The 20,978-nt window shown below is 56.2% G+C and carries 11 protein-coding genes; 6 read left to right on the top strand and 5 right to left on the bottom strand.

Going from position 1 to position 20,978, the window contains the following annotated elements:
* Positions 1–195 precede the first annotated feature (195 nt).
* Complete coding sequence (locus HMPREF1207_RS08940; protein WP_016423596.1) at positions 196–1,284, bottom strand: polysaccharide deacetylase family protein; 1,089 nt, start codon at positions 1,282–1,284, stop codon at positions 196–198.
* A 290-nt stretch (positions 1,285–1,574) separates the two neighbouring features.
* On the opposite strand from HMPREF1207_RS08940, the gene HMPREF1207_RS08935 reads away from it, so the two are divergent.
* Positions 1,575–4,736: an FG-GAP-like repeat-containing protein gene (locus HMPREF1207_RS08935; protein WP_009675078.1), complete on the top strand. Its 3,162-nt coding sequence runs from the start codon at positions 1,575–1,577 to the stop codon at positions 4,734–4,736.
* A gap of 229 nt (positions 4,737–4,965) precedes the next feature.
* Here the strand turns inward: HMPREF1207_RS08935 and HMPREF1207_RS08930 are convergent, their stop codons facing one another.
* Positions 4,966–5,766, bottom strand: a complete 801-nt coding sequence (locus HMPREF1207_RS08930) for an endonuclease/exonuclease/phosphatase family protein (RefSeq protein ID WP_009675122.1) — start codon at positions 5,764–5,766, stop codon at positions 4,966–4,968.
* 830 nt (positions 5,767–6,596) lie between these two features.
* On the opposite strand from HMPREF1207_RS08930, the gene HMPREF1207_RS08920 reads away from it, so the two are divergent.
* Positions 6,597–7,049, top strand: a complete 453-nt coding sequence (locus HMPREF1207_RS08920; RefSeq protein ID WP_009675123.1) for a hypothetical protein — start codon at positions 6,597–6,599, stop codon at positions 7,047–7,049.
* Between the two features lie 572 nt (positions 7,050–7,621).
* Here HMPREF1207_RS08920 and HMPREF1207_RS08915 read toward each other — a convergent pair.
* Both HMPREF1207_RS08915 and HMPREF1207_RS08910 read right to left on the bottom strand, forming a co-directional pair.
* A complete protein-coding gene (locus tag HMPREF1207_RS08915; RefSeq protein ID WP_009675081.1) occupies positions 7,622–8,884 on the bottom strand; it encodes a hypothetical protein in 1,263 nt (420 codons plus the stop codon).
* A 434-nt stretch (positions 8,885–9,318) separates the two neighbouring features.
* Positions 9,319–15,519 carry an OmpL47-type beta-barrel domain-containing protein gene (locus HMPREF1207_RS08910; RefSeq protein WP_009675084.1) on the bottom strand — a complete coding sequence of 2,067 codons (6,201 nt, stop codon included), beginning with the start codon at positions 15,517–15,519 and terminating at the stop codon, positions 9,319–9,321.
* Positions 15,520–15,980: 461 nt separating this feature from the next.
* On the opposite strand from HMPREF1207_RS08910, the gene HMPREF1207_RS08905 reads away from it, so the two are divergent.
* Together HMPREF1207_RS08905 and HMPREF1207_RS08900 are read left to right on the top strand one after the other, a co-directional pair.
* Positions 15,981–16,796, top strand: a complete 816-nt coding sequence (locus HMPREF1207_RS08905; RefSeq protein WP_009675129.1) for a GNAT family N-acetyltransferase — start codon at positions 15,981–15,983, stop codon at positions 16,794–16,796.
* Between the two features lie 235 nt (positions 16,797–17,031).
* Positions 17,032–17,415: a response regulator gene (locus tag HMPREF1207_RS08900; RefSeq protein ID WP_009675073.1), complete on the top strand. Its 384-nt coding sequence runs from the start codon at positions 17,032–17,034 to the stop codon at positions 17,413–17,415.
* Between the two features lie 156 nt (positions 17,416–17,571).
* Here the strand turns inward: HMPREF1207_RS08900 and HMPREF1207_RS08895 are convergent, their stop codons facing one another.
* Positions 17,572–18,456, bottom strand: coding sequence for a LysR family transcriptional regulator (locus HMPREF1207_RS08895; RefSeq protein ID WP_009675105.1), 885 nt, complete (start codon positions 18,454–18,456; stop codon positions 17,572–17,574).
* 210 nt (positions 18,457–18,666) lie between these two features.
* Between HMPREF1207_RS08895 and HMPREF1207_RS08890 the strand changes: the two genes are divergently transcribed.
* The gene (locus tag HMPREF1207_RS08890) at positions 18,667–20,046 is read left to right on the top strand and encodes a GntP family permease (RefSeq protein WP_036739873.1); all 1,380 of its coding nucleotides are present in this window, start codon (positions 18,667–18,669) and stop codon (positions 20,044–20,046) included.
* A 142-nt stretch (positions 20,047–20,188) separates the two neighbouring features.
* A complete protein-coding gene (locus tag HMPREF1207_RS08885) occupies positions 20,189–20,974 on the top strand; it encodes a 3-hydroxybutyrate dehydrogenase (protein ID WP_009675136.1) in 786 nt (261 codons plus the stop codon).
* Positions 20,975–20,978 lie beyond the last annotated feature (4 nt).

The raw sequence follows: 20,978 nt of genomic DNA, 5'->3' as shown, positions 1-20,978 counted from the left end.
GGGGACAATCGAATCGACCTGGGTGTCAGCACGCCGAGTGTGGGGGTGTCTGCAGTGCGGATTAACCAACCAAAGTCTGCCCGGTAGGGTAGTAGACAACTTTATCAGGAACCTAAAGAACCCGCGTTATCTTGTGTAACGCGGGTTTCCGTTTGTTTTGGGCAGATTCGGACGCTTATCCGTCCATTTAGCCGCCTATCCTTCTTGCCAAACAATCTCCGCTTCGAAGCCCAGCTGTTCACACAGCTTGTGAATACGGCGCATGTCCTGTGTGCTGGTAATCCACTCGCAACCTAAGGTTGATGCCTCGTGAGCGGCCCATTGCAGGACATATACCAAGGCATCCGCATGGGCTTCCTTCGTGGCGAAGTCCTCCAGCACCAGCGCGCCGCCGCGGACCGAAGCACGCGCGTATGCCCAGTGCTGGCCGGCAAAGCTGCGGACGACAAAACGCGTTTCGTCATCCGACTGGACCTGCATGGAGAGCGTTTGCAGCCATTTGCTATAGGCGCCGGGCCCTGTCGGGGCTTTCGGATTCCCCCATTCAAGTGAATCGGCGGCCAGCTTCCGCAATTCATCTTCCCCAGCTACGCGCTTCCACTGCTCACTATGGAAAGAACCTTGAAGAGTCGGTTTGAAGCGGACTTGCCAACTGCGCTCGCCAGCCCTGATGCCGTCCGCATGAAGCAGTTCGGATACGGGAACCACGGCAAGACCTTTGGCGTGAGTATGGTGTACGAGCGACTTAACGGCCTGTGGCGTCTCTTTGGCGATTTCATTGGCATGAAACATAAAAATCGACCCATTGACCAGCTTAGGTATCACTCGCTCCACAAGCTGCGCGCTTGGCGGTCCCGACCAGTCGACGGTATCCTCCCCCTCGACGACCAGATAGTTCCACTCCCGGAGCCATTCCAAATTCTCCTCCCGATAAGAGGCGTAAGGAAAACGCATGAAGGTCGGAACCGGCCTTCCCGTTGCTTCTTGATAAGAAAGCTCAGCCAGCTTCAGCTCTTCGAAGAATACGGCTTTGGTCACATCCGCCATTCTGCGGTGATGGTAGGTATGCGTTGTGAGCTCATGGCCCCTTGCCAGCATTTCTCTTGCTTTCGCCGGATACCGATCAAACCACTCGCCCGTTAAAAAAAACGTCCCGCGCGCGCCTCCCTGCTCCAAGGCATCCAGCCATGCGTCAACAGGAATCCGCATCGGACCGTCATCGAACGTAAAGGCACAGTGAGAAACCGCTGGGTTGCCGCGAGTAATTACCGAGTTTGTCATCATAAATCCCCCTTCTGTGGTATCCTTCCACCAACCACTAACCACTTGACCCTATTGTAAAATTTGGGGAATATTTTGTAAAATTGAATAATATGAATAAATGATTCATTTAACTTAAACAAAGGTGAGAATTATAACCCATAAAATAACCCGGTTTAAAGGGATGAGAATCACAGGGTACTGACGACAATGTAGGCGGTGCCGTCAACCGATTTCACCCGCAAGGGTGATTTTTTTATGCCAGAAATCCGATATAATTAGTTAGTTAGTAGTTACGAGGGAGCGTGAGAGAGTTGGTTCGATCTGTAAAAAAAGGTCAAGCGCAGAAATGGCTGGCGCTGGTATTGGGCGCGTCGTTAGTCGCTGTACCGGTTGGGCCGGTAAAAGCGAATGCGGCGAATCCGGTTTTTGAAAATGCGGTCGCTTATGAGGTGGGCGGCTGGGCTTACGACGTGACGACCGGAGATGTGAACGGGGACGGACTGGATGATCTGGTGTCGCTGAATTTTCAGAACGACCAGGTAGCCGTGCTTCTCGGCAGGGGGGACGGAACGTTTGGAGCGCCGGCAAGTTTTGCGGTAGGAAGCAATCCGCGAGCGGTTGCTATTGCGGATTTGGATGGGGATCATCGCCCGGATTTGGCGGTTGCCAATTTTATGGACAACACGGTAAGTATCCTGAAAGGCAACGGGGACGGGACGTTCCGGACATGGGGTAGCGTTGCGGGTGTCGGCCCGGAAGCCTCCGGGATTGCGGCGGCGGATTTGAACGGAGACGGTTTTCCGGATTTGGCCGTAGTCAATAATGTATCCGGCTCGGTTTCGATTCTGTTTAACATCGGTGGGAGCGGGAATTTTGTGCCCGGAGCTTCCATTCCTGTCGGTGCATACCCGAGAAGTCTTGCGGCTTGGGATATGGATGGCGATGGGAAAACGGACCTTGCCGTCGCGAATTCCGGAAGCAACACGGTCAGTATTTTGAAAAATGACGGAACCGGCACTCAATTCAGCCGGGTTGATTATGCGGCGGGCTCGTCCCCCAACAGAATGAAAGCAGCCGATCTCAATGGAGACGGCCTGAAGGATCTGGTTTTTGCCGCCAACGGAGATCATGGGATTGCGGTGCTGCTCGGTTCGGCAGGCGGAGGATTCGGACAAGCGGTTGTGTATCCGGCGGGGAACTACCCGCTCAAAGTCGCGCTTGGGGATTTCGACGGCGACGGACACCTAGATATTCTTGGCCAAACGCAAGCCCAAGATTTTGCCGTATTAATGGGCAACGGAGACGGAACGTTTCGATCACCGATAAGTTATCCGTATCCGCCTTATGCTTTTTACCTGGAGACGGGAGAGTTTAACGGGGACGGCCGGTCGGATATTGTTCTGGCGAGCAGCACTTCTTCGCATACGTCGATATACGTTATGAATAGTAAAGCAGAAGGGACTTTCTCTCTGGCTTCGGACACGTCCGAAACGGCTGAGAACGGCGGAACGGCCAACGTGACGATAAAACGGGCAGGTTCCTCGACGGGCCAAACTTCAGTCCGAATCCGGACGACGGATGGAACAGCCGTGGCGGGTAAAGATTATGCGGTGGTTGATGAGGTTGTTGTGCTGCAGGACGGTGAAACGAGCCGGAACTACCCGATCACGGTTATGGACAACCAGGTCTACGAAGGGGACAAAACCTTCACCGTCAAGCTGAGCAATCCGGCGAACGGCTACGTAATCGGGTCACCGGACGAAGCGGTCGTGACGATCCGGGAGGACGAGGCGGTGCCGGATACGACGCCACCTGTGGTGGATGTAGCTAAATTCGGCGTCATGGATAACTATGCGGGAACGCCGGATCGCCTGTATGGAGCGGCCGGGGCTGTAGGTGAAGCGGGAGCGATTGTAAAAGCGTATCCGTGGACAGATACCGATAAGGACGGCATCGTGGGCGCGGGTGAGCTGGGGACTGCCGTGGCCCTGGGGACCAGCAGCGCGGACGGTTCCGTGCCTGCAGCCGATATCGGGGACCTTGCCCCGGGAAGCTACGTTTACGTGATTACGGCGACGGATGCGGCAGGGAACGAATCGGCGAAAGATGCCGGTGCCGCCCTGACGGTGACGCTGACGAAGGGAGTGTCGCCGGATGCGGAAGCGCCGGTCTGGCCTGCGGGCGGAGTGCTGGCTCTCTCGAGCGTTACGTCTTCCAGCGTGAACGTAGGCTGGCCGGAGGCGGCGGACAACAGAGCCGTTACGGGATATGAGCTGTATAGGAACGGTGCGCTGCTGACGACGGTCAGCGCGGATACGTACAGCTACCGGGCGACCGGTTTGACGGGCGACACGCTGTACTCATTTGCCGTGAAGGCCAAGGACGAAGCGGGGAACGGCAGCACCGAGCTTGCCGGAACGGTCCGAACTCTCGCTGTGCCTGCTTCGGGAGGTTCGTCGGGGTCTTCACCGTCGCTGTCGGCGGAGAGCAGGCTGCAGGAGCTGCGTTTTACGGCGGGAGAGAAGGAAGCTGCGCTGACGCCGGGCTTCCAGCCGGGAGTGAGTGATTATGCAGCCGAGTCGGAGACGGACCGTGGCGTTATCCGGTATAAGACGATGGATTCCGCAGCTAGAGCCGCCGTCAACGGACAGAATGTGGGATCGGCCAGCGGGGAATATGCGGCTTCTTTGAGTGAGGGCGTCAACGTATTTAAAATTGCCGTTCAGGCGGAAGACGGCTCCACCCGGGAGTATAAGCTGAAGGTTACACGGAAGGCTGCCGGGCAGGGCGGAGCCGGTCCCGGAACGAAGCCGGATTCCGGGTCCGGGACTGGCACGGGCACACCACCGGATCCGGGTACCAAACCGGATCCGGGCGCCGAGCCTGGAGCGGGCGGCGGGAGCCGGTTTGCCGATATTTCCGGGCACTGGGCGGAAGCGGATATCGGCCGGGCCGTTGTTCTCGGTCTCGTAGACGGCTACGAGGACGGTACGTTTCATCCGGACGCGACAATCAACCGGGCCGAATGGATCGTGATGCTGGAGCGGCTGTTGAAGGATGCGGAGACGGCGGGTAAGACGTCAACAGATGCGGCGGCAAAAACGCCGCTCCCCTTCGCCGATGGAGGCGCCATCCCCGCCTGGGCTGTCCGGGCGGTAGCGGATGCAGCCGCCAACGGCATCGTGAGCGGCTACGACGACGGAACGTTCCGTCCTGGAGCGTCCGTCACGCGTGCGGAGCTGGCCGTGATGCTGGCCAAAGCCGTGAACGGCTCTGCGGCCGGAGGTGGAAAAGCCGCTGCTTTCGCGGATGAGGCCGATATCCCGGCATGGGCCCGGCCTTACGTGCAGATGTCTGCAGAACGCGGCCTGATCGACGGCCGGAGCGGGAACCGCTTCGCTCCGAACGAGAAGGCGACACGGGCCGAAGCGGCCGTTCTGCTGGTACGCCTGGCGAAGCTGCTGAGCTCATAGGCGGGCTGATGCAGCAGCTTGGCGCGTAGGCAGTCCGTCTAGCTGATGAGGCTGCCAGACATGCAGCCAAGTCGTTCAACAAAGGAAAAAATGCTAAAGCTAAAATGAACACAACAAACACAAAAAAAGCAGCCTGTCCGATTACCGGATAGGCTGCTTTTTTAACGATCATGCCCATAGTATTCCCTGCACACGAGAACCAAGATACCAACCTTCCAGCCGCAACGGCCTAGCCCTCAACTCCCAAAATGAGCGCAACCGGATAATGGTCGGAAGGATAAGCTCCGCCACGCTGTTCGCGATCCACAGTGGTCCGGATCCTCTCTATATCCTGCGTGGCGAAAATATAATCGATAGGCTCGCCATCGGTACCGCCCTCAAAATCATGGAAGGTCCGGCCGACCGGCTCTTCCAGAAGCGTGTAGGCATCCTGCAACTGCTCTCGCAGCAGCCCGATAGCGCGATTGTCCGGTTCGGCGTTGAGATCGCCCATAAGCAGCGCCGGGGCGTTCTCTTCCTCACGGCATGCCCGGATACGCTCTAGAAGGAGCTTTGCGCTTTCTTCCCGCGCCATTTGTCCCAAATGATCGAAATGCGTGTTAAACGCATAAAACCGAGAGCCCGGATGCTCCTTGCTCTCAAAGCAGCCCCACGTGCAGATACGCGGATAGCTGCTGTCCCAGCCCAGGCTTCCCTGTTCATCAGGCGTCTCCGACAGCCAAAATTGTCCGTGCTTAATCAGCGTCAGCGCTTCGTGTTGGTAATAGATCGCGCAGTATTCGTCATTGTGCAGTTTGGCTTCCGCTTCTCCAAGGCGTCCGTTCCCGATCCGGCTGTAGCCGGGCAGGCGCACATCCAAATCCTCCAGCATAGCGGCCGTCCCTTCCTGGGTCCCGACCAGATGAGCATTGGAACGAAGAATCGCGTCCGCTGCGAGATGTTCGCGGTGTGGCCAGGCGTTGCTGCCGTCGGAGAGCACATTTACGCGTAAATTGAATGTCATGGCAGTCAAGTTTTTGCTATTCGTCATCTATTCAGGTAACAACTCCTTTCGTCAATCCACCCATAATATACCTTTGGGCAAACTATACACAAGGACGTTTAAAGTATGGACAATGTAAAAAAGCGGCGTAAGGCAGATTGAAGGCGAAGCTGACGATGATCTAACAAAGAAATGAACTGCTAAATTGAAAGAGGCCGTTCTCGATGAGACCGCATGTAGTTGATTTATTAATCCGGCTTGGACCTTAAAAATCCAATTAAACATAAAATGGCCGCGAGGGCGAATACATGAGAATAAATAGAAGCATTTGATAAACTGAGACCCCAAAAAGTAGTCTCATCTTTTACATATAGCATCATCAAGGTAATCTCTTCACGAAGGAGCATAAATATAACGGTTAATGTTAGAAATAGTTTTCTAATTATCTTCACCTCCTGCAAAACTAATAGAAAAGGGGCACACATGGATTTACTGGATCCTTGCGCCCCCGTTTAGCAAAATTCTTAATTATAAGAATACCACAAATCGTAATAAATTGATTTTTGTGTAAGCTTAGTATTATAGGCACCAAAGCCATTCCTTGAATTTCAATTGTATAAGTATTACCAACCGAACCCATACGAAGTTCATCAAGTCTTGCAGAAGAGGCTTTGTTATCGTCAAAAGATCCATCATAGATAACTGTTTGTTTTACAAATAAAGTAAATAGTATCTATTTACTCGAAATGATTTGATAGCTTTAAAATGTATTCTGTGTTCATAATATTTTTCGAATAATTATGGGACTATTAATTTAACCTGATTTTAAACAAAGATTGTCCGAATGTGCCTATTTCATATAGGGGAGAGGGAAAATAATGAAAAGAATACTTCTAATTTTCATGTGTTTTTCGTTAACAGGTCTCAATCTGATAGGATGTTCTAGCGGCAAAGACCCTATTGATGTCGGCGAAATATTATTTTTATCAACCGTAGCCACAATCGAGCAAGACGCCAACTATAACAACCAATTTACCGGTGTGAGCTATAGCAAAGAAACTTTAGAAGCAATAAGTGAAACAGAAAGGAAAAAATTGTTCGAGCGTGTGGCTCAAAGGTACAATGCGTCGGTTCAGCAACTCCCCGAAGATTTTATCTATGGGAGAAACGATCTGGCACTTGGCATTCGCCTTAGTAAAACAACCTCAGATAAAGTTACCGTGAATTCGACCAAAAGGATGGGTACCGGTATTTCGTACACGATTGAGCTAGTAAAAAATGAAGATACTTGGAAAGTAGAGAAAGTGACAAAAACAAGTACAGGCAAGTAAAACAGGGTGCCGAATTATGTTAATCTTATGTTCCTACCATTATTAAAAAAGGAGCTCTACAATCCCAGACAAATTGAAACTCCGGAGCCCTTCCTTCCTTTTTATGCGTATCGCTTATTTAAGAATCAGGGCTATCCTGAGGGGCGCAGAATCTAAAGTTTTTTTGATTGGACAATCAGTATAAAACCAAGGTAGAGCGTATCATCGGCATTAAGGTATCGCTTGATCTCGAAGTTCTGCTCTTTCTCTAGTGCGAAGGGGAAGTGAACATGATTTACTAGGATGATTCGAATTTTATCTATAAAAAGGGATTTAAACATAATAAGGTATTTTTTTGTTCGGGATAGAAGAGTTAAACTCTATATTATTTTTGGTAGTAAATCGTTTTGGGCCATTTTTTGGTTAAAAAACGGAGTCCACCCCTTACAGGTGCGTGGATTGAAATGCAGGCTACGAAGAACGGATGTCGATGGTGGAGGCCTGTCTTATCGAGAAGTTCCTTTAACAAAAAAAGAGCTTCAGAGTCTCAGATAAACTGAAACTCCGAAGCTCCTTTTTTTGTGCAGATTCGTTCATTTCTGAATCAGGCTAATGCGTGCGGTTTTGGCGCTGCGCGGAGGCGGGGGAGCGTCGGGATTGTCAGTTGTGACTTGAGTCTCGACGTAAAGCTCCTTGTTCCCGCTAAACTGGTAAACCAACATGTAAGAGTCATCCATCGGGTCCCATCCTTCCTGCCAAGGTTTGCCGAGCCGGTCGATGACTTTTTGCAGGGTCATGGGCGTATTGAGCTCAATGGCTGAAATTTTATTTTGCTTCCCGACAAAAATAGAACAATTGCAAGGTTTGTACAGGTAGCCTGCGCCGCCTTCCCGATGCTGGTCTTGTTTGACTTTGCCCCACTTGGCCACGACGTCTTTGAAGTCCGTGCCGAGTCCGAATTCGATGCCGCCGAAATAGCCTTTTTTCATGCCGGCTATGGAAAGCGGCTCTTGGGCCTGCGCGGCCGGAGCTGCGGAACTTGGAGCCTGCGACGGTTTCGGCGCTGCCGATGGTGACGGTACGGGCTTAGCGGCTGCTGCGGGTGACGATGTCGACTTGTCTGTCGATGGCGATGCCGGCTTCGCTGACGCGGAACCGTCCTTGCTTGAGGATGCTTCGGAGGAGCCCGCCGACGGACTCGACACAGGTTCCTGCGCGGCCGTTTGGGTCTTCTGAGCGGGCGTCTCTTTTTTGGAAAAGTCGACTCCGAGCTTTTGCTGCATGGCGATGACGGTACCGACGGAGTCAAACAGCAGGGCGTCCGCTTGCTTAATATGATCCCCGTAGGTTACGGCAGATCCGGCTTTGGTCGTGTTGATATAGTCCATCAGCGAATACATGCCTTGGGCTTTGTGGTCGTAAGCCTGGGCGTACTTCTCTTTGGCGGCTTCCAGCTCGGTTGTCATGGCAGGGTTGAGTCCTGCCGGAACGGGAATCTTCCGGACTTTTTCCGCTACGTTCGAAAATTGATCATAGGCTTTCAAAATGACCGCCGAATCCGGCATCACATTCTGGTTCATCTTGCCGATTTCCCGATCGGCTTCTTTTTTGGCTTCGCCTGCCGAACGTTCCGCCGCATACAAGGCTTGCTCGAACGCAAGCACAAGGCTGGCCTGCTCTTCCTGTTTGCCGCCGGCCTGAGCCGGAGTTTGGGCCTCTACGGGCGGGTTGGAAGCAGCCGGTTTCACGCTGGCTTTCAGGCCTTGAGATTTCTGATAAAGCTGGTACCCCAGCACGCCGATGGCGATGAGCAGGCTCATAATAATGAGGGTACCCAGAGCTGCGTTTTTTTTCATGAAAGATCTCTCCCAAAGAATGTAAGGTATATTCCTTATTTATCGGCAGAGGCAGGTGCAAGGTTGAGGTTTTGCGGGATATTTATTAGGTCTTAGGAACTATGTGTATAAAAAAAGGCTGCCGGGTTTACTCGGCAGCCTTTGCTTTTGAACGCGCGAAGCAGGTCGGGCCTCGCTTCGAAAATGCGAGCCGGCAGCGGAGAATGCCTTCTGCGGCTCCGCGTACCTCTGTCCGCGTATTTCTATGTGCGCGAATTCCAGGCGCGCGTTGCGGTACTGCACGGCGGTCGAATCCCACGTTGTCGTGACGGGTGACGACCTTCATGCCTGCGAGCTTGTGCACAGCCGTCCGCGTTCTCGCCGTCTTCGACAGGCGCGGCTGCGGCCGGCAGTTCCTCAAAGCGTCACGTCGGTCGCCGGACGAGCCCCGTCGCTTACTTCGACTCAAGCATGCGCAGAAGCAGGGCGACCGCTTCCGCCCGGGTCGTGTAGCCCAGCGGGTCGAACGTGCGGGGACCGCGTCCCTGCACGAGCCCTTTCTGCTGGGCGGCGGCGACGTAGCCTGCGGCCCAGCCGGGGATCTCGTCCGCGTCGGCGTACAGCTCGTGCAGCGCACCGACCGGAACCGGCTGCAGCTGGGCGGCTTTGGCCGCCAAGGTGAGCATCTCGGCGCGGGTGACCGGCGCATCGGGCCGGAACGTGCCGTCCCCGTAGCCGGTGGCGATGCCTGCGCGCTGCGCGAGCGCGACGGCCTCGGCGGCCCAGGCCGGGATGCTGGCGCTGTCCGCAAAGCCGGAGGCGGGAGCCGGCTTCTCCGGCTGGCGCAGAGCCTCCGCGTAAGCTTGCGTCAGCATCACGGTAAACTGGGCGCGCGTGACCTGCTCCTGCGGCCGGAACGTTCCGTTCTCGAAGCCGCTGACGATGCCGCAGTCCGCCGCGCTGGCGACTTCTTTCTCCGCCCAGTGACCCTGCATATCCTTGAAGGCCACGGGGTGCGGGGGAGGAGAAGGACAGCTCAGTCCTCCCGGAACTTCCGGCAAGCCGGGTATCCCGGGATCGCCCGGCTTGCCGGTGTCGCCGGGTTCTCCCGGATGCTGCGGCTGCCCCGGATCTACGGGCGGCTTAGGCTCTTCCGTCGGAGGAGTTCCTCCGGGTGAAGTGCCTGGCGAATCGCCGCCGGAATCTTGCCGGGACTGGCGGGTGATCAGGACGTCATACGTCCGTACCGTCTGCCGGTCCGGCGCCGTGACGGTGACCTGTACCGGGTTGGCTCCGACACGCAGCGCGAGCGGTGCCGAAGGTTTTCCGCTGAGGAGCGGAACTCCGTTGACCGTCACTAGCGCATCGGGATCGTAAACGGAAGCCGTTACGGTCGTCCGATCGTTTTCGTAATCAACGGTCAGTGCGTAATTCGATGTGTCTCCGTCGAAAGCGGGACTCAGCCGACCCGCCGACAGTTCAAGTCCGGTCAAACCGGCATTCGAGCTAAGCTGACGGGTCACGTCCACTACATAGGACTGGGTCGTGATCCCGTCTTGAGCCGTCACGACAACCGTGATAGGATTCACGCCGGGCTTGAGCGCAAGCGGCACAGAAGGCAGTCCGCTGACAACCGACAGGCCGTTAACGACGAGAGTCGCATTCGGTTCGTAGACGGAAGCCGTCACGGATAGGCTTGCCGTTTCCGGACTGACAGCCGACCGGTAATGAACCATGCCGCTGTCGAAAGCGGGTTCCAGGCTGCCTTCCGAAAGAATCAGTCCGCTGAGCAAGACGTTGCTGCTCGGAGCGCGGCTCACTTCCAGCTGATAGCTTTGCGTCGTGACGCCATCTTGAGCGGTTACCGTAACGGTGACCGGATTGGAGCCGACCTTCAATTGAAGGGGAAGGCTGCCGGCATTTCCGCCGAACGCCGTGCCGTTGATCGTCACGGTCGCCACGGAACTGGAAGCTTTGGCTCCGACGGTAACGGCATACACATCGTTGGTAACCGTGGTCGAGTAAACGGTCGTTGCGCCGTCAAAACGGGGAGTGAGCTCACCCGACGTCACCGTCAATTCACTCAAGGTCACTTCACTGGAAGCCGCCCTCGTTACGGTGACCGTATAGGGAGTTACCGTCACTCCGTCCTGGGCCGTGATTTCGACCGTAAAAGTCTGGTCGCCCACTTCCAGGGCAACCGGATTGGTCACCGGCTGCCCGTTTTTCAGCAAGCGTACGGCTGCCTGCGCATCTTCCGCCGTGGCCTGTATGGAGGTGACCGTTACCGAATGAGGCACTTGAGCCGTGTACCGGTAAGTGGAGCCGGTCACCGTTTCATTCAGAGCGGCTCCGCCGAGGCTCAGCGAATGAAGTGCGGCATTGGACGAAACAACGGTAAATGCCGTTTCGGGCGATAAAGGACTTTCATTGCCTGCGGCATCAACCGCAATAGCTGTGAGCCGATGTGTCCCTGCGGATAAAGCGGCCCCAGGGCTGAAGCTCCAGCTATCGCCCGTACCGGTTGTCGTGATTCCGGAGTGGGTGCCGTCCACATATACATTCACGGTCACGCTTGCCTCGGCCGTTCCCCGGATGAGGGGCCGGTTCACATTCGTGACGGTTCCTGGCGCAGGCTCCGTGATGACCGGTGCGGCTGGTGCCGTAGCGTCGATGCGGAAGGTCGTTTCGGCCGAATACGCGCTTCTGTTGCCTGCGGCGTCGGCCGCCGATGCTTTCACGGTGTGCGATCCGTCCGCAAGTGCGGAAGCCGGAATGTACACCCAGCTGCCATCCGGACCGGAGGTAACGGTATGAATGATACTGCCGTCCAGCACTACGCTGATGAACGCGCCCGCTTCGGCATGACCTTCCACCTTGGGCGTCTTCGTATTTAAGAGCGCGTCCGCAAGCGGCTTCAGAATGACGGGCGCCGCAGGCGCCTGCGTATCTACGGTAAACCGCAGAAGTCCGGAATACGGACCGGCGTTGCCTGCTTTGTCCTCAGCCCATGTCCGGAGGGAGTGGGTTCCGTCGGCAAGCGGCGCAGCCGAGGTAAGGGACCATTTCCCGGTTCCGTCGGCCGTCGCCGATCCCGCTGATGTGGTGCCGTCCAGCTCAACCCGGACGAGGGAGCCGGGTTCGCTTGTGCCGCTGATCACCGGCTGGTTCCGGTTTGTGCTAGATCCGTCCGCGGGGGTAAGCACGACTGGAGCGGGTGGCGGCGTCGCGTCGACCGTCCATGTTACCGCCTTCGTCGAGGGGCTGTTGTTGCCGGCCTTATCGGATGCATATACACGAACGGTGTGCATACCGTCTTTTAACGAATCGGCTCCGGCATAGTTCCAGATCCCCGCGCTATCCGCTTGGACGTCGGCTTTAAGCGATCCGTCCATATAAATATGAACGAACGAACGGGCTTCCGCCGTTCCGGAAATGACCGGTTTGGCGTCTTTAGTCAGAGTCCCGTCCACAGGGAACAAGATTACAGGCACGGCGGGGGCCGCCGTATCCAGGGTAAAGCTTACCGTACCGCTTGCCGGGCTCGTATTGCCTGCCGCATCAGACGCGGCTGCCGTAACGGTATGCGTTCCGTCCGCCAGTTGAGCGGGCAGGGTGTAGGTGAACTTGCCCGCGGTGTCTGCTTGCACGGCAGGATACGCTTTTCCGTCGATGGTAAGCACGACGAAAGAAGAAGGCTCGGCCGTTCCGGTAATGACGGAAATGTTTCTCAGCAGCGCCTGATCCGCGGGTGCCGTAATAGCGGGAGCGCCCGGAGGAGTCCGGTCGATCTTGACGACTATCGAGGACACCAAGCTGACGTTGCCCGCTTTATCGACCGTCCTGGCCGTAACGGTGGTCTGTCCTTCGGCCTTGACGGACAGCGGCCCGATATAGGCGGTCCAGCCGAGCGTCTCCGCGCCGGATAAGCTGAACTCCGTCCGGCTCACGCCGGCCCCGCCGGTATCCGCGCCGTGCGTGATCGCTACGGATACGCCGGACGCGGAGGTCCAGCCCGTCTCGGACGGCGTGATTCCCGGAGCGGCGGGAGGAGTCCGGTCGATGGAGACGGTGGCTGTCCCTTCTCCGCTGACGTTCCCGGCCCCATCCGTCGTTCTTGCGATGACGGTGGTCTGGCCCGGAGCCGTAACGGTGAGGGGCCCCGTATAAGCCGTCCAGCCTTTGGTCACGGCGCCGGACAGGCTGTACTCCGTTATTTTGACTCCCGAGCCTCCTGTATCGGTTCCGGCATTAACCGTGACCGGCACGCTTGCCGCCGCTGTCCACCCTGTTGTTCCGGGGGTGACCGCCGGAACGGTTGGGGCTGTTTTATCGATTCGCATAACAGCCGTCGCCGTCTGGCTTACGTTGCCGGCATTGTCGAAACTTCTGGCTGTGAGCGTAGTCTGGCCCTCGGCCGTTACGGTCACGGGCCCGGTGTATGTTTTCCAGCCGGAAGTGACGGCGCCGGACAAGCTGTACTCCAACCGATTCAGACCGGAGACTGAGTCCCCTCCCGTCAGCGTCACGAGAACATCCGATGACACCCAGGATGTTCCGGCGGGAGAGATGGAGGGCGCTCCGGGTGCCGTCCGGTCAATTTTGACGTCGGCCGTCGTTATCGTACTGATATTCCCGGCCTGATCGATGACGCGGGCGTGAACGGTCGTAATTCCTTCCGCGGTGACGGTGACCGGTCCCGTATACGTCACCCAGCTGAGCGTCGTCGCGCCGGAGAGGCTGTATTCGGTGCGGTACACACCCGATCCCGCGTCAGTTCCGGGCTTAACGGTGACTTGAACACCGGAAGCTGTCCAGGAAGTGAAGGCGGGAGTGACAGTAGCCGCTCCGGGAGCCGTCTTGTCAATGCTCACGGAAGCGGTAGCGAGCTGGCTGATATTGCCGGCCTCGTCCACGCTGCGCGCGCTGACGGTCGTCTGACCTTCGGCGCTTACCGTGACGGGACCCGTGTAAGCCGTCCAGCCGAGCGTGCTTGCACCGGACAGGCTGTACTCGGTGCGCTTCACGCCGGACCGGGCGTCGGTGCCGGGCGTGATCGTTACAGCCACGTTGTCCTTGCTCCAGCCGGACACCGCTGGCTGAACGGAAGGAGTGGTCGGCGGAGCTTTATCGATGGATACGTCGGCCGTGCTTTCGGCGCTGACGTTGCCCACGTTGTCGATTGTCCGCGCGTGTACCGTCGTAATTCCTTCGGTGCCGATCGGAACAGCTCCCGTATAAGGCGCCCAGTCCTGGGTGGTGCCGCCTGAAAGCTTGTATTCCGATCGCTGTACGCCCGATCCGCCTTTGTCCGTACCGGGTGTGAGGGTGATCGACGCGTTTTGGTTGGTCCAGGCGGAGCTGGCTCCTTTTATAACGGGCGCCGTCGGCGCCGTCTTATCTACCTTCACCACGGCGGTCGTCACGCTGCTTGCGTTGCCCGCTTTGTCGATTGTTCGGGCGCTGATCGTGGTTTCTCCCGAATTCGAAACGGTGATCACATCTCCGTTCGCATAAGGCGTCCAGTCAAGCACGGTGACCCCGGACAAGCTGTATTCCGTCTGCTTCACGCCCGAATCCGCATCCGTACCGGCCGTCAGGGTCGCGGTGACATCCGCAAGAGACCAGTCCGCCGAGGACGTTGTGATAACGGGAGCCGTAGGCGCCGTGAAATCAAACGACAGCTTGTATACGGTCGTGTTGAGGCCGTAGTTCTCGTCGTACCCGCCCATGACATACACGCTGCCGCCGGTCAGCGACATTTTGGCGTTTTGCAATCTTTTAAGGGAAGGAGTGTCTTGGGCCCATGTGTTGCTGATCGGATCATACAAATAGAAATTGTAATTGCCCATGACGAGCACTTTGCCGTTAGGCAGAGTCACCTGGGCATGCCGGAAGAAAAGGTCGTTATATTGATAAGGCAGACCGGCTGCTTTGGTCCAGGTATCGGCGGCCGGGTCGTAAATATAGGAAGCAAACGAATAAACGTATCCGCTCAAGCCCCCCGTTAACAGGATACGGCCGTCCGCCAGAGTACTTTGCGCTGCTCCGTAAATGCCGATCGGAAGGGGTGCTTTTTCCGTCCAGGTGTTGGCGGCGGGATCGTAGATGTACGTGTTGTTGTAAAGCGTACTGCTTCCCGGTGAGAAAATGGAGTCCGCTCCGCCCACACTGACGATTCTGCCGTCGGGCAGTGTGCTCTGCGAGTTGCCGAGCATATTTTTGGGCAAATTGGACGCTTGGGTCCAGGCGTTTGTATACGGGCTATAAATCCGCGTCAAATTGTTGTACACGTACCCGGTGCCGCTGAGAAAGGCGTTGCCGCCCGTGATGATGACTCTTCCGTCCTTCATCTCCGATTGGGTGTGGTAGGCCAAGTTCAGCGCGGGAGCATAAGTGGACCAGGTTTGAGTCGAGGGCGAGAAGGTGTACGAGTTTTTGGCGAACGAATTGTTCCGGCTATATTGACCGCCGGTTACAAGGATGCTGCCGTTCAGCACACCGCTTGCCGAAACTCCCGCCAGGTCTGAGGGCAAATCGGCAGAAGCGGGAAGAGCTTCCATCATGACGGCCGCATTCGCCGTTTGGCACCATCCGGCCAGTATCCCTCCTATGAGGACAGTCGTCCCCCATATTTTGCGCAGCCTGTTAGACATGAAGATGTCATCACTCCTTTGAGAAATGCGGTTGCCGCCGCCGAAAGAAATATTTCTCAGACGGCCGCAAATAAGTAGCAGGGTCCAGTCTAGCAAAAACGATAGGACTTGAGAATTAACTTTGGTTAATTGCATAAAATTTCGATGAGCGGGCAGGAAGAAAGGCCAGTGGCAGGTTCGGTAAGGGAAGTTGCAGGTACGATAGGGGGGCGGCAGCGCGATACTTTTTTTCTTTCATACAATCGGATGCCCTTGGAGAGCCGGGGATTTTCGAGAAAAATTCGGGTAGTAGGCGGGGAGAGCAAAGGGGATAGGTGTGCTAGAATGGAAGAATAAAAGGAAGGAATGAGTGAGGCGGGAGGGAAGTTCGCTTTCTCTCATTCCTTAATTAGGTGTCATTAATAAACGTCACGCTCACGAACCGGCTGCGGCTGCAGCACGGGAGCAAGGAGGACATCGGCATGAACACAGCGCAGGGCCAATCAGCCCGTTTAATCCGGGATAATTTCATTGCGAAGGCCGCCTATTTCGCCGGCCGGGCAGAAGGCTATACTCTTAAACAAACGTCTGAATACATAAGAGCGGACTGCGGCCTCCCTTCGGATACGTTTAACGTGGCGGTTTTGCTTCAACCCCGCCTGTCCGCGGAGAACGAAGCTATCCTCGAAGAGACGGTTCATTATTTTACGGACAAAAAATACCCGATGGCGTTATGGTCATGGGAAAGCAAAGACAGCGTCACGTTCGAGACGTTAAGACAGGCGGGTTTAAAAGAAGCGGAAACGAACATCGCGATGTATGCGGACTTGGATGCTCTTCATCCCATAACTGAATGCCCGGCGGAATTCCGGGTAAAAGAAATTGCATCCCCTGCGGAAGCGGAGCAATTCGGAGACGTGTTGGCTTCGTTGTTCGGAGAGTCGGAGGAGGGGGCTAACGTGAAGGCTTTTTACCGGAAAATATCCCGTCTGCCGCTGTGGGGGGCTTCTCTTATGAAGCTGTATATCGGCTTGTACCGCGGTCGGCCGGTCAGTACCGGTACGCTTGTGTTCACGGATGACAGCGTCGGCATCTACGATATCGCAACTCTCTCGGACTTCCGGGGACAAGGCTTCGGCTCCGCCATGTTTCGGTTCCTTATCGGTGAAGCAAAGAAAGGAAAGCCCCGGCTTTGCGTCCTGCAGGCTTCGCCCGACGGAATCGGGATCTACAAACGGGCGGGATTTGAACCGGCCTGCGAGGTTACGGTATACGAGAACAGGCACTTGGTTGAATAATACGAGGAGCACCCAAAAGACAAGCGGTTGAACACCGTCATCCGGCGCCGTACTACACGCTTGTGCCGGGTGGTTGATCCGCCGTCGGCCTAAGAATACGGCGATGATGCATTGCCGGTTTTTGGAGCCGGCTTTTTTTGTGTCTTTTCAGATCAATAAATGACCCTTTCGGGGCATGTTTAGTTTTTGTTCAGTTTGTTTTGATACATTGGAACAGACAGAAGGAGGGAGCGTTTTGAACGTACTGGTTGTGGACGACGCCGCATTTATGAGAACGCTGGTCCGTATGTTTTTGGAGCAGATGGGGCACACCGTAATCGGCGAAGCCCAAAACGGGAAGGAAGCGGTCGATCTTTACGGCCGATTGAAGCCGGATCTCGTGACGATGGATATTACGATGCCCGAAATGGACGGACTGGAAGCCGTTAAGCGCATCAAATCCGCCAATCCGGGCGCCAAAATCATCATGTGCTCCGCCATGGGGCAGCAGCGGGTTGTCATGGAGGCCATCCGCAGCGGGGCCAGCGATTTCGTGGTCAAGCCGATCCAGAAGGAACGCTTGCAGGAGGCCGTCGAGAAGCTGTTTGCCGGACAAGGAACGAAGGTCGGCGTTTTGTAGGTTTAATTTTCTCCACCAACAGAACCGGAATGATTATAGTAAAAGCTCAGTTATGCGACAAAATGAAAAAGATACCCGCACCGGCAGGTATCCTTTTTTTGTCTTTTTTCATACCTTCGTTTCGCAGGTAGCGCACGTAGATTCCTGTACCCCGGCTTAAACCTCCGCTTTCTCCCCGATGAATTCCAGAAGCTCCCGCATCGCGTAAGAAATATACCTTTCTTTGTTCCACAGTACGTACAGGTTCCACGGAACGCCCGGCGAGGTTTTGGGGATAACCCGGACATCGGGGTTCGCTATTTTGGAAGTGATCGGTTCCGGGATAAAAGAGACCCCGAGACCTCCGGCGACCATCTCCACCAGGAGGTCCCACTGCGAGCTTTCGTGGGCGATGGCCGGGTGAAAACCCGCGCTGTGGCAGGCGTCGAGGACGTGATGCCGCACGGCGAAACCTTTGGCGAACAGCAGAAACGGCTCCCGGCTCAAATCGGCGAGAGAGACCGTTTCACGTTCGGCCAGCGGATGCGCGCGATGCAGCACGAGGGAGACGTGCTGGCGGATGAACGGCAGCCGCCCCAGGCTGGAATCCTCGTCCGGCGAGATGACGACGCCCATGTCGATCGATCCGTCCAGGACGCGCTGCTCGACGGTTTTGGCGCCCTCCTCGATCATGACGAACTGAATCGCGGGATATTTCCGCTGGAAAGGCGCGATCACGCGCGGAAAGAAGACGGTGCTGATCACCGGCGGCAGTCCGATGCGGATGGTGCCCGTTTTGAGCTGGGACACGTCGTCCAGCGTGGTGTAGAGGTCGTTCACGGACTGGATGATGACCTGCATCCGCTGGATGGCGGCGATACCCGAGTCGGTGAGCTTGACGGTTTTGCCGCTGCGGTCGAACAGGGTGACGCCGAGCTCGTCCTCCATGCTTTTGACCAGCTTGCTTAAGGTCGGTTGAGTCATATGTAAAATTTCGGCGGCCTTCGTGAAATTCTGCTGTTTGGCGACCTCCAGAACGGAGGCGAGATTCCTTACATCCACGGTCGTTCATCCCCAGCCATAAAATTTTGGAATGGTAGCTATTCGATGTCTGAATTTTACCTTGCCTCACCTGCCGTGTAAACTAGAAGCGGACACAGAACGTTCAAATTTCAGGGGACGCCCCGGAATTTCATGGAAAGCGGCACGCAACTTAAAAGAATGTAAGGGCTTACAAGAGATCTTCTAACAGAAAAGAGGAGAAGGCGCATGGTGTTTGTTCAGGTCGTGGCGATTGTACTCGCCTTGGGGCTGCTGATGTTTTTCGCTTACCGGGGGTATCCGGTGATCGTGTTCGCCCCGATCTTTACGCTGCTGGCCGTGGTCATTTCCGGGCTCGCGCTTATGCCGAGCTATACGGAGACCTATATGGCGAATGCGGCGAACTATATTAAAACGTACTTCCCGATTTTCCTGCTCGGGGCGATTTTCGGCAAGGTGATGGAGCTGAACGGAGCGGCTTCCTCGATTGCCCGGTCCATCGTCAAAGTGCTCGGTTCCAAACGCGCCATGCTGTCGGTCGTTCTGGCCTGCGCGGTGCTGACTTACGGCGGCGTTTCACTGTTCGTGGTCGCTTTCGCCGTCTATCCTTTCGCGGTGGCGGTTTTCCGCGAAGCGGATATTCCGAAGCGGCTCATTCCCGGCACGATCGCGCTCGGCGCCTTCACCTTCACGATGGATGCGCTCCCCGGAACGCCGCAGGTGCAGAACATTATTCCGACCACGTATTTCGGAACGGATGCCTACGCGGCCCCGGTCGTGGGAATTGTGGGCGGAATCATGGTGCTGGCGGCGGGCATGTTCTGGCTGGAAAGACGCCGTAAGCAGGCGGCGGCCGCAGGCGAAGGCTACGGAACCGGACACAAGAACGAGCCGGAAACCGCCGAAGGCCAGCGTTACCCGAACCTGTGGGTGTCGCTCATACCGCTCGTGCTGGTGCTGGTGTTCAACTACTTGCTGAGCCGGGGATTTTTGACGGTCAACACCTGGTACAGCCCGGAGCTTCTCAAAACGTTTAACATCGCGAATGTGAAAACGGTTGCATCTTCATGGGCGCTTATTATCGCCCTGTTCATCGGCATCGCGGCGGCGCTCTGTATCAACGTCCGGCACGTTCAGAGCAAGCTCGCGGCAGGGCTTACGGCGGCCGCGATGGGATCGCTTCTGGCGATTTTCAACACCGCTTCCGAGGTCGGCTTCGGCAACGTGGTCAAGACGCTGCCCGGCTTCAAAGCGATCCAGAACTTCATCCTCAACATCAGCTCTCAGCCGCTGATTAACGAAGCGGTGTCGGTCAATATTTTGTCCGGGGTCACCGGTTCCGCATCGGGGGGGCTGTCCATCGCGCTCGAAGTGATGGGCAAACAGTACCTGGCCGCGGGCCAGGCGGCGGGCATCAGCCCGGAATGGCTGCACCGGATCGCCTCGATGGCGTCCGGGGGGATGGATACGCTGCCGCACAACGGCGCGGTCATTACGCTGCTGGCCATCACGGGACTGACGCACCGGCAGTCTTATAAGGATATTTTTGCGATAACCGTCGTCAAAACGCTCACGGTGCTTATTCTCGCCGCTGTCTTGTCTTTCTTGTAAACAGGAAGAGGCCGGAATGCAGCGGAGGCGTCCGTTCGATATTTTAAACCGTTAACAGTTAAGTTCATAGGTAATTTAGATGCTTCTTGTTTCAGTATTCATTTTAGTCAGGTCTGTAAAACTCACGGAAGGAGTGGCGGTCATGACCCCATTTTTGGCTCATAAAACAGCTCTGATCACCGGAGCGGCCAGCGGCATCGGCCTTGAAATCGCCCGCACATTCGCCCGCGAGGGGGCCAAGGTCGTTATTTCCGACATTCAGGAGGAAAAGGCTAAAGCGGCGGCTCGGCGGCTGGCGGACGAAGGATACGAAGCCATCGGTCTCGCCTGCAATGTAACCGACGAAAGCCAGTTCGCCGGAGCGATCCGGACAACGCACGAAACCTACGGCCGGTTCGATATTCTGGTGAACAACGCGGGTCTGCAGCATGTCGCGCCTATCGAAGAATTCCCGGTGGAAAAGTTTGAATTTATGATCAAAGTGATGCTGACGGGGGCTTTTATCGGGATCAAGCATGCTCTGCCCATTATGAAGGAACAGCAGTACGGGCGGATTATCAACATGGCTTCGATCAACGGCGTCATCGGTTTCGCGGGCAAAGCCGCTTACAACAGCGCGAAGCACGGACTCATCGGGCTGACGAAGGTAGCGGCTCTGGAAAGCGCGGCGCACGGCATCACGGTTAACGCGCTGTGCCCGGGCTACGTGGATACGCCGCTCGTACGCGGCCAGCTCGAAGATCTGGCAAGAACGCGGGGCGTTCCCCTGGAAAGCGTGCTGGAGGAGGTCATCTACCCGCTGGTGCCGCAAAAAAGGCTCCTGTCGGTCGATGAAATCGCCGAATTCGCCATGCTCATCGCCAGCGACAAGCTGAAGGGCGTGACGGGAACGTCCATGCTGATCGACGGCGGTTATACGGCACAGTAGAGAG

This window comes from Paenibacillus sp. HGH0039, assembly GCF_000411255.1.
Taxonomy (GTDB): Bacteria; Bacillota; Bacilli; order Paenibacillales; family NBRC-103111; genus Paenibacillus_F.
Note: the sequence above shows the minus strand (reverse complement) of the source record. Positions and strands in the feature narration are given on the sequence as shown.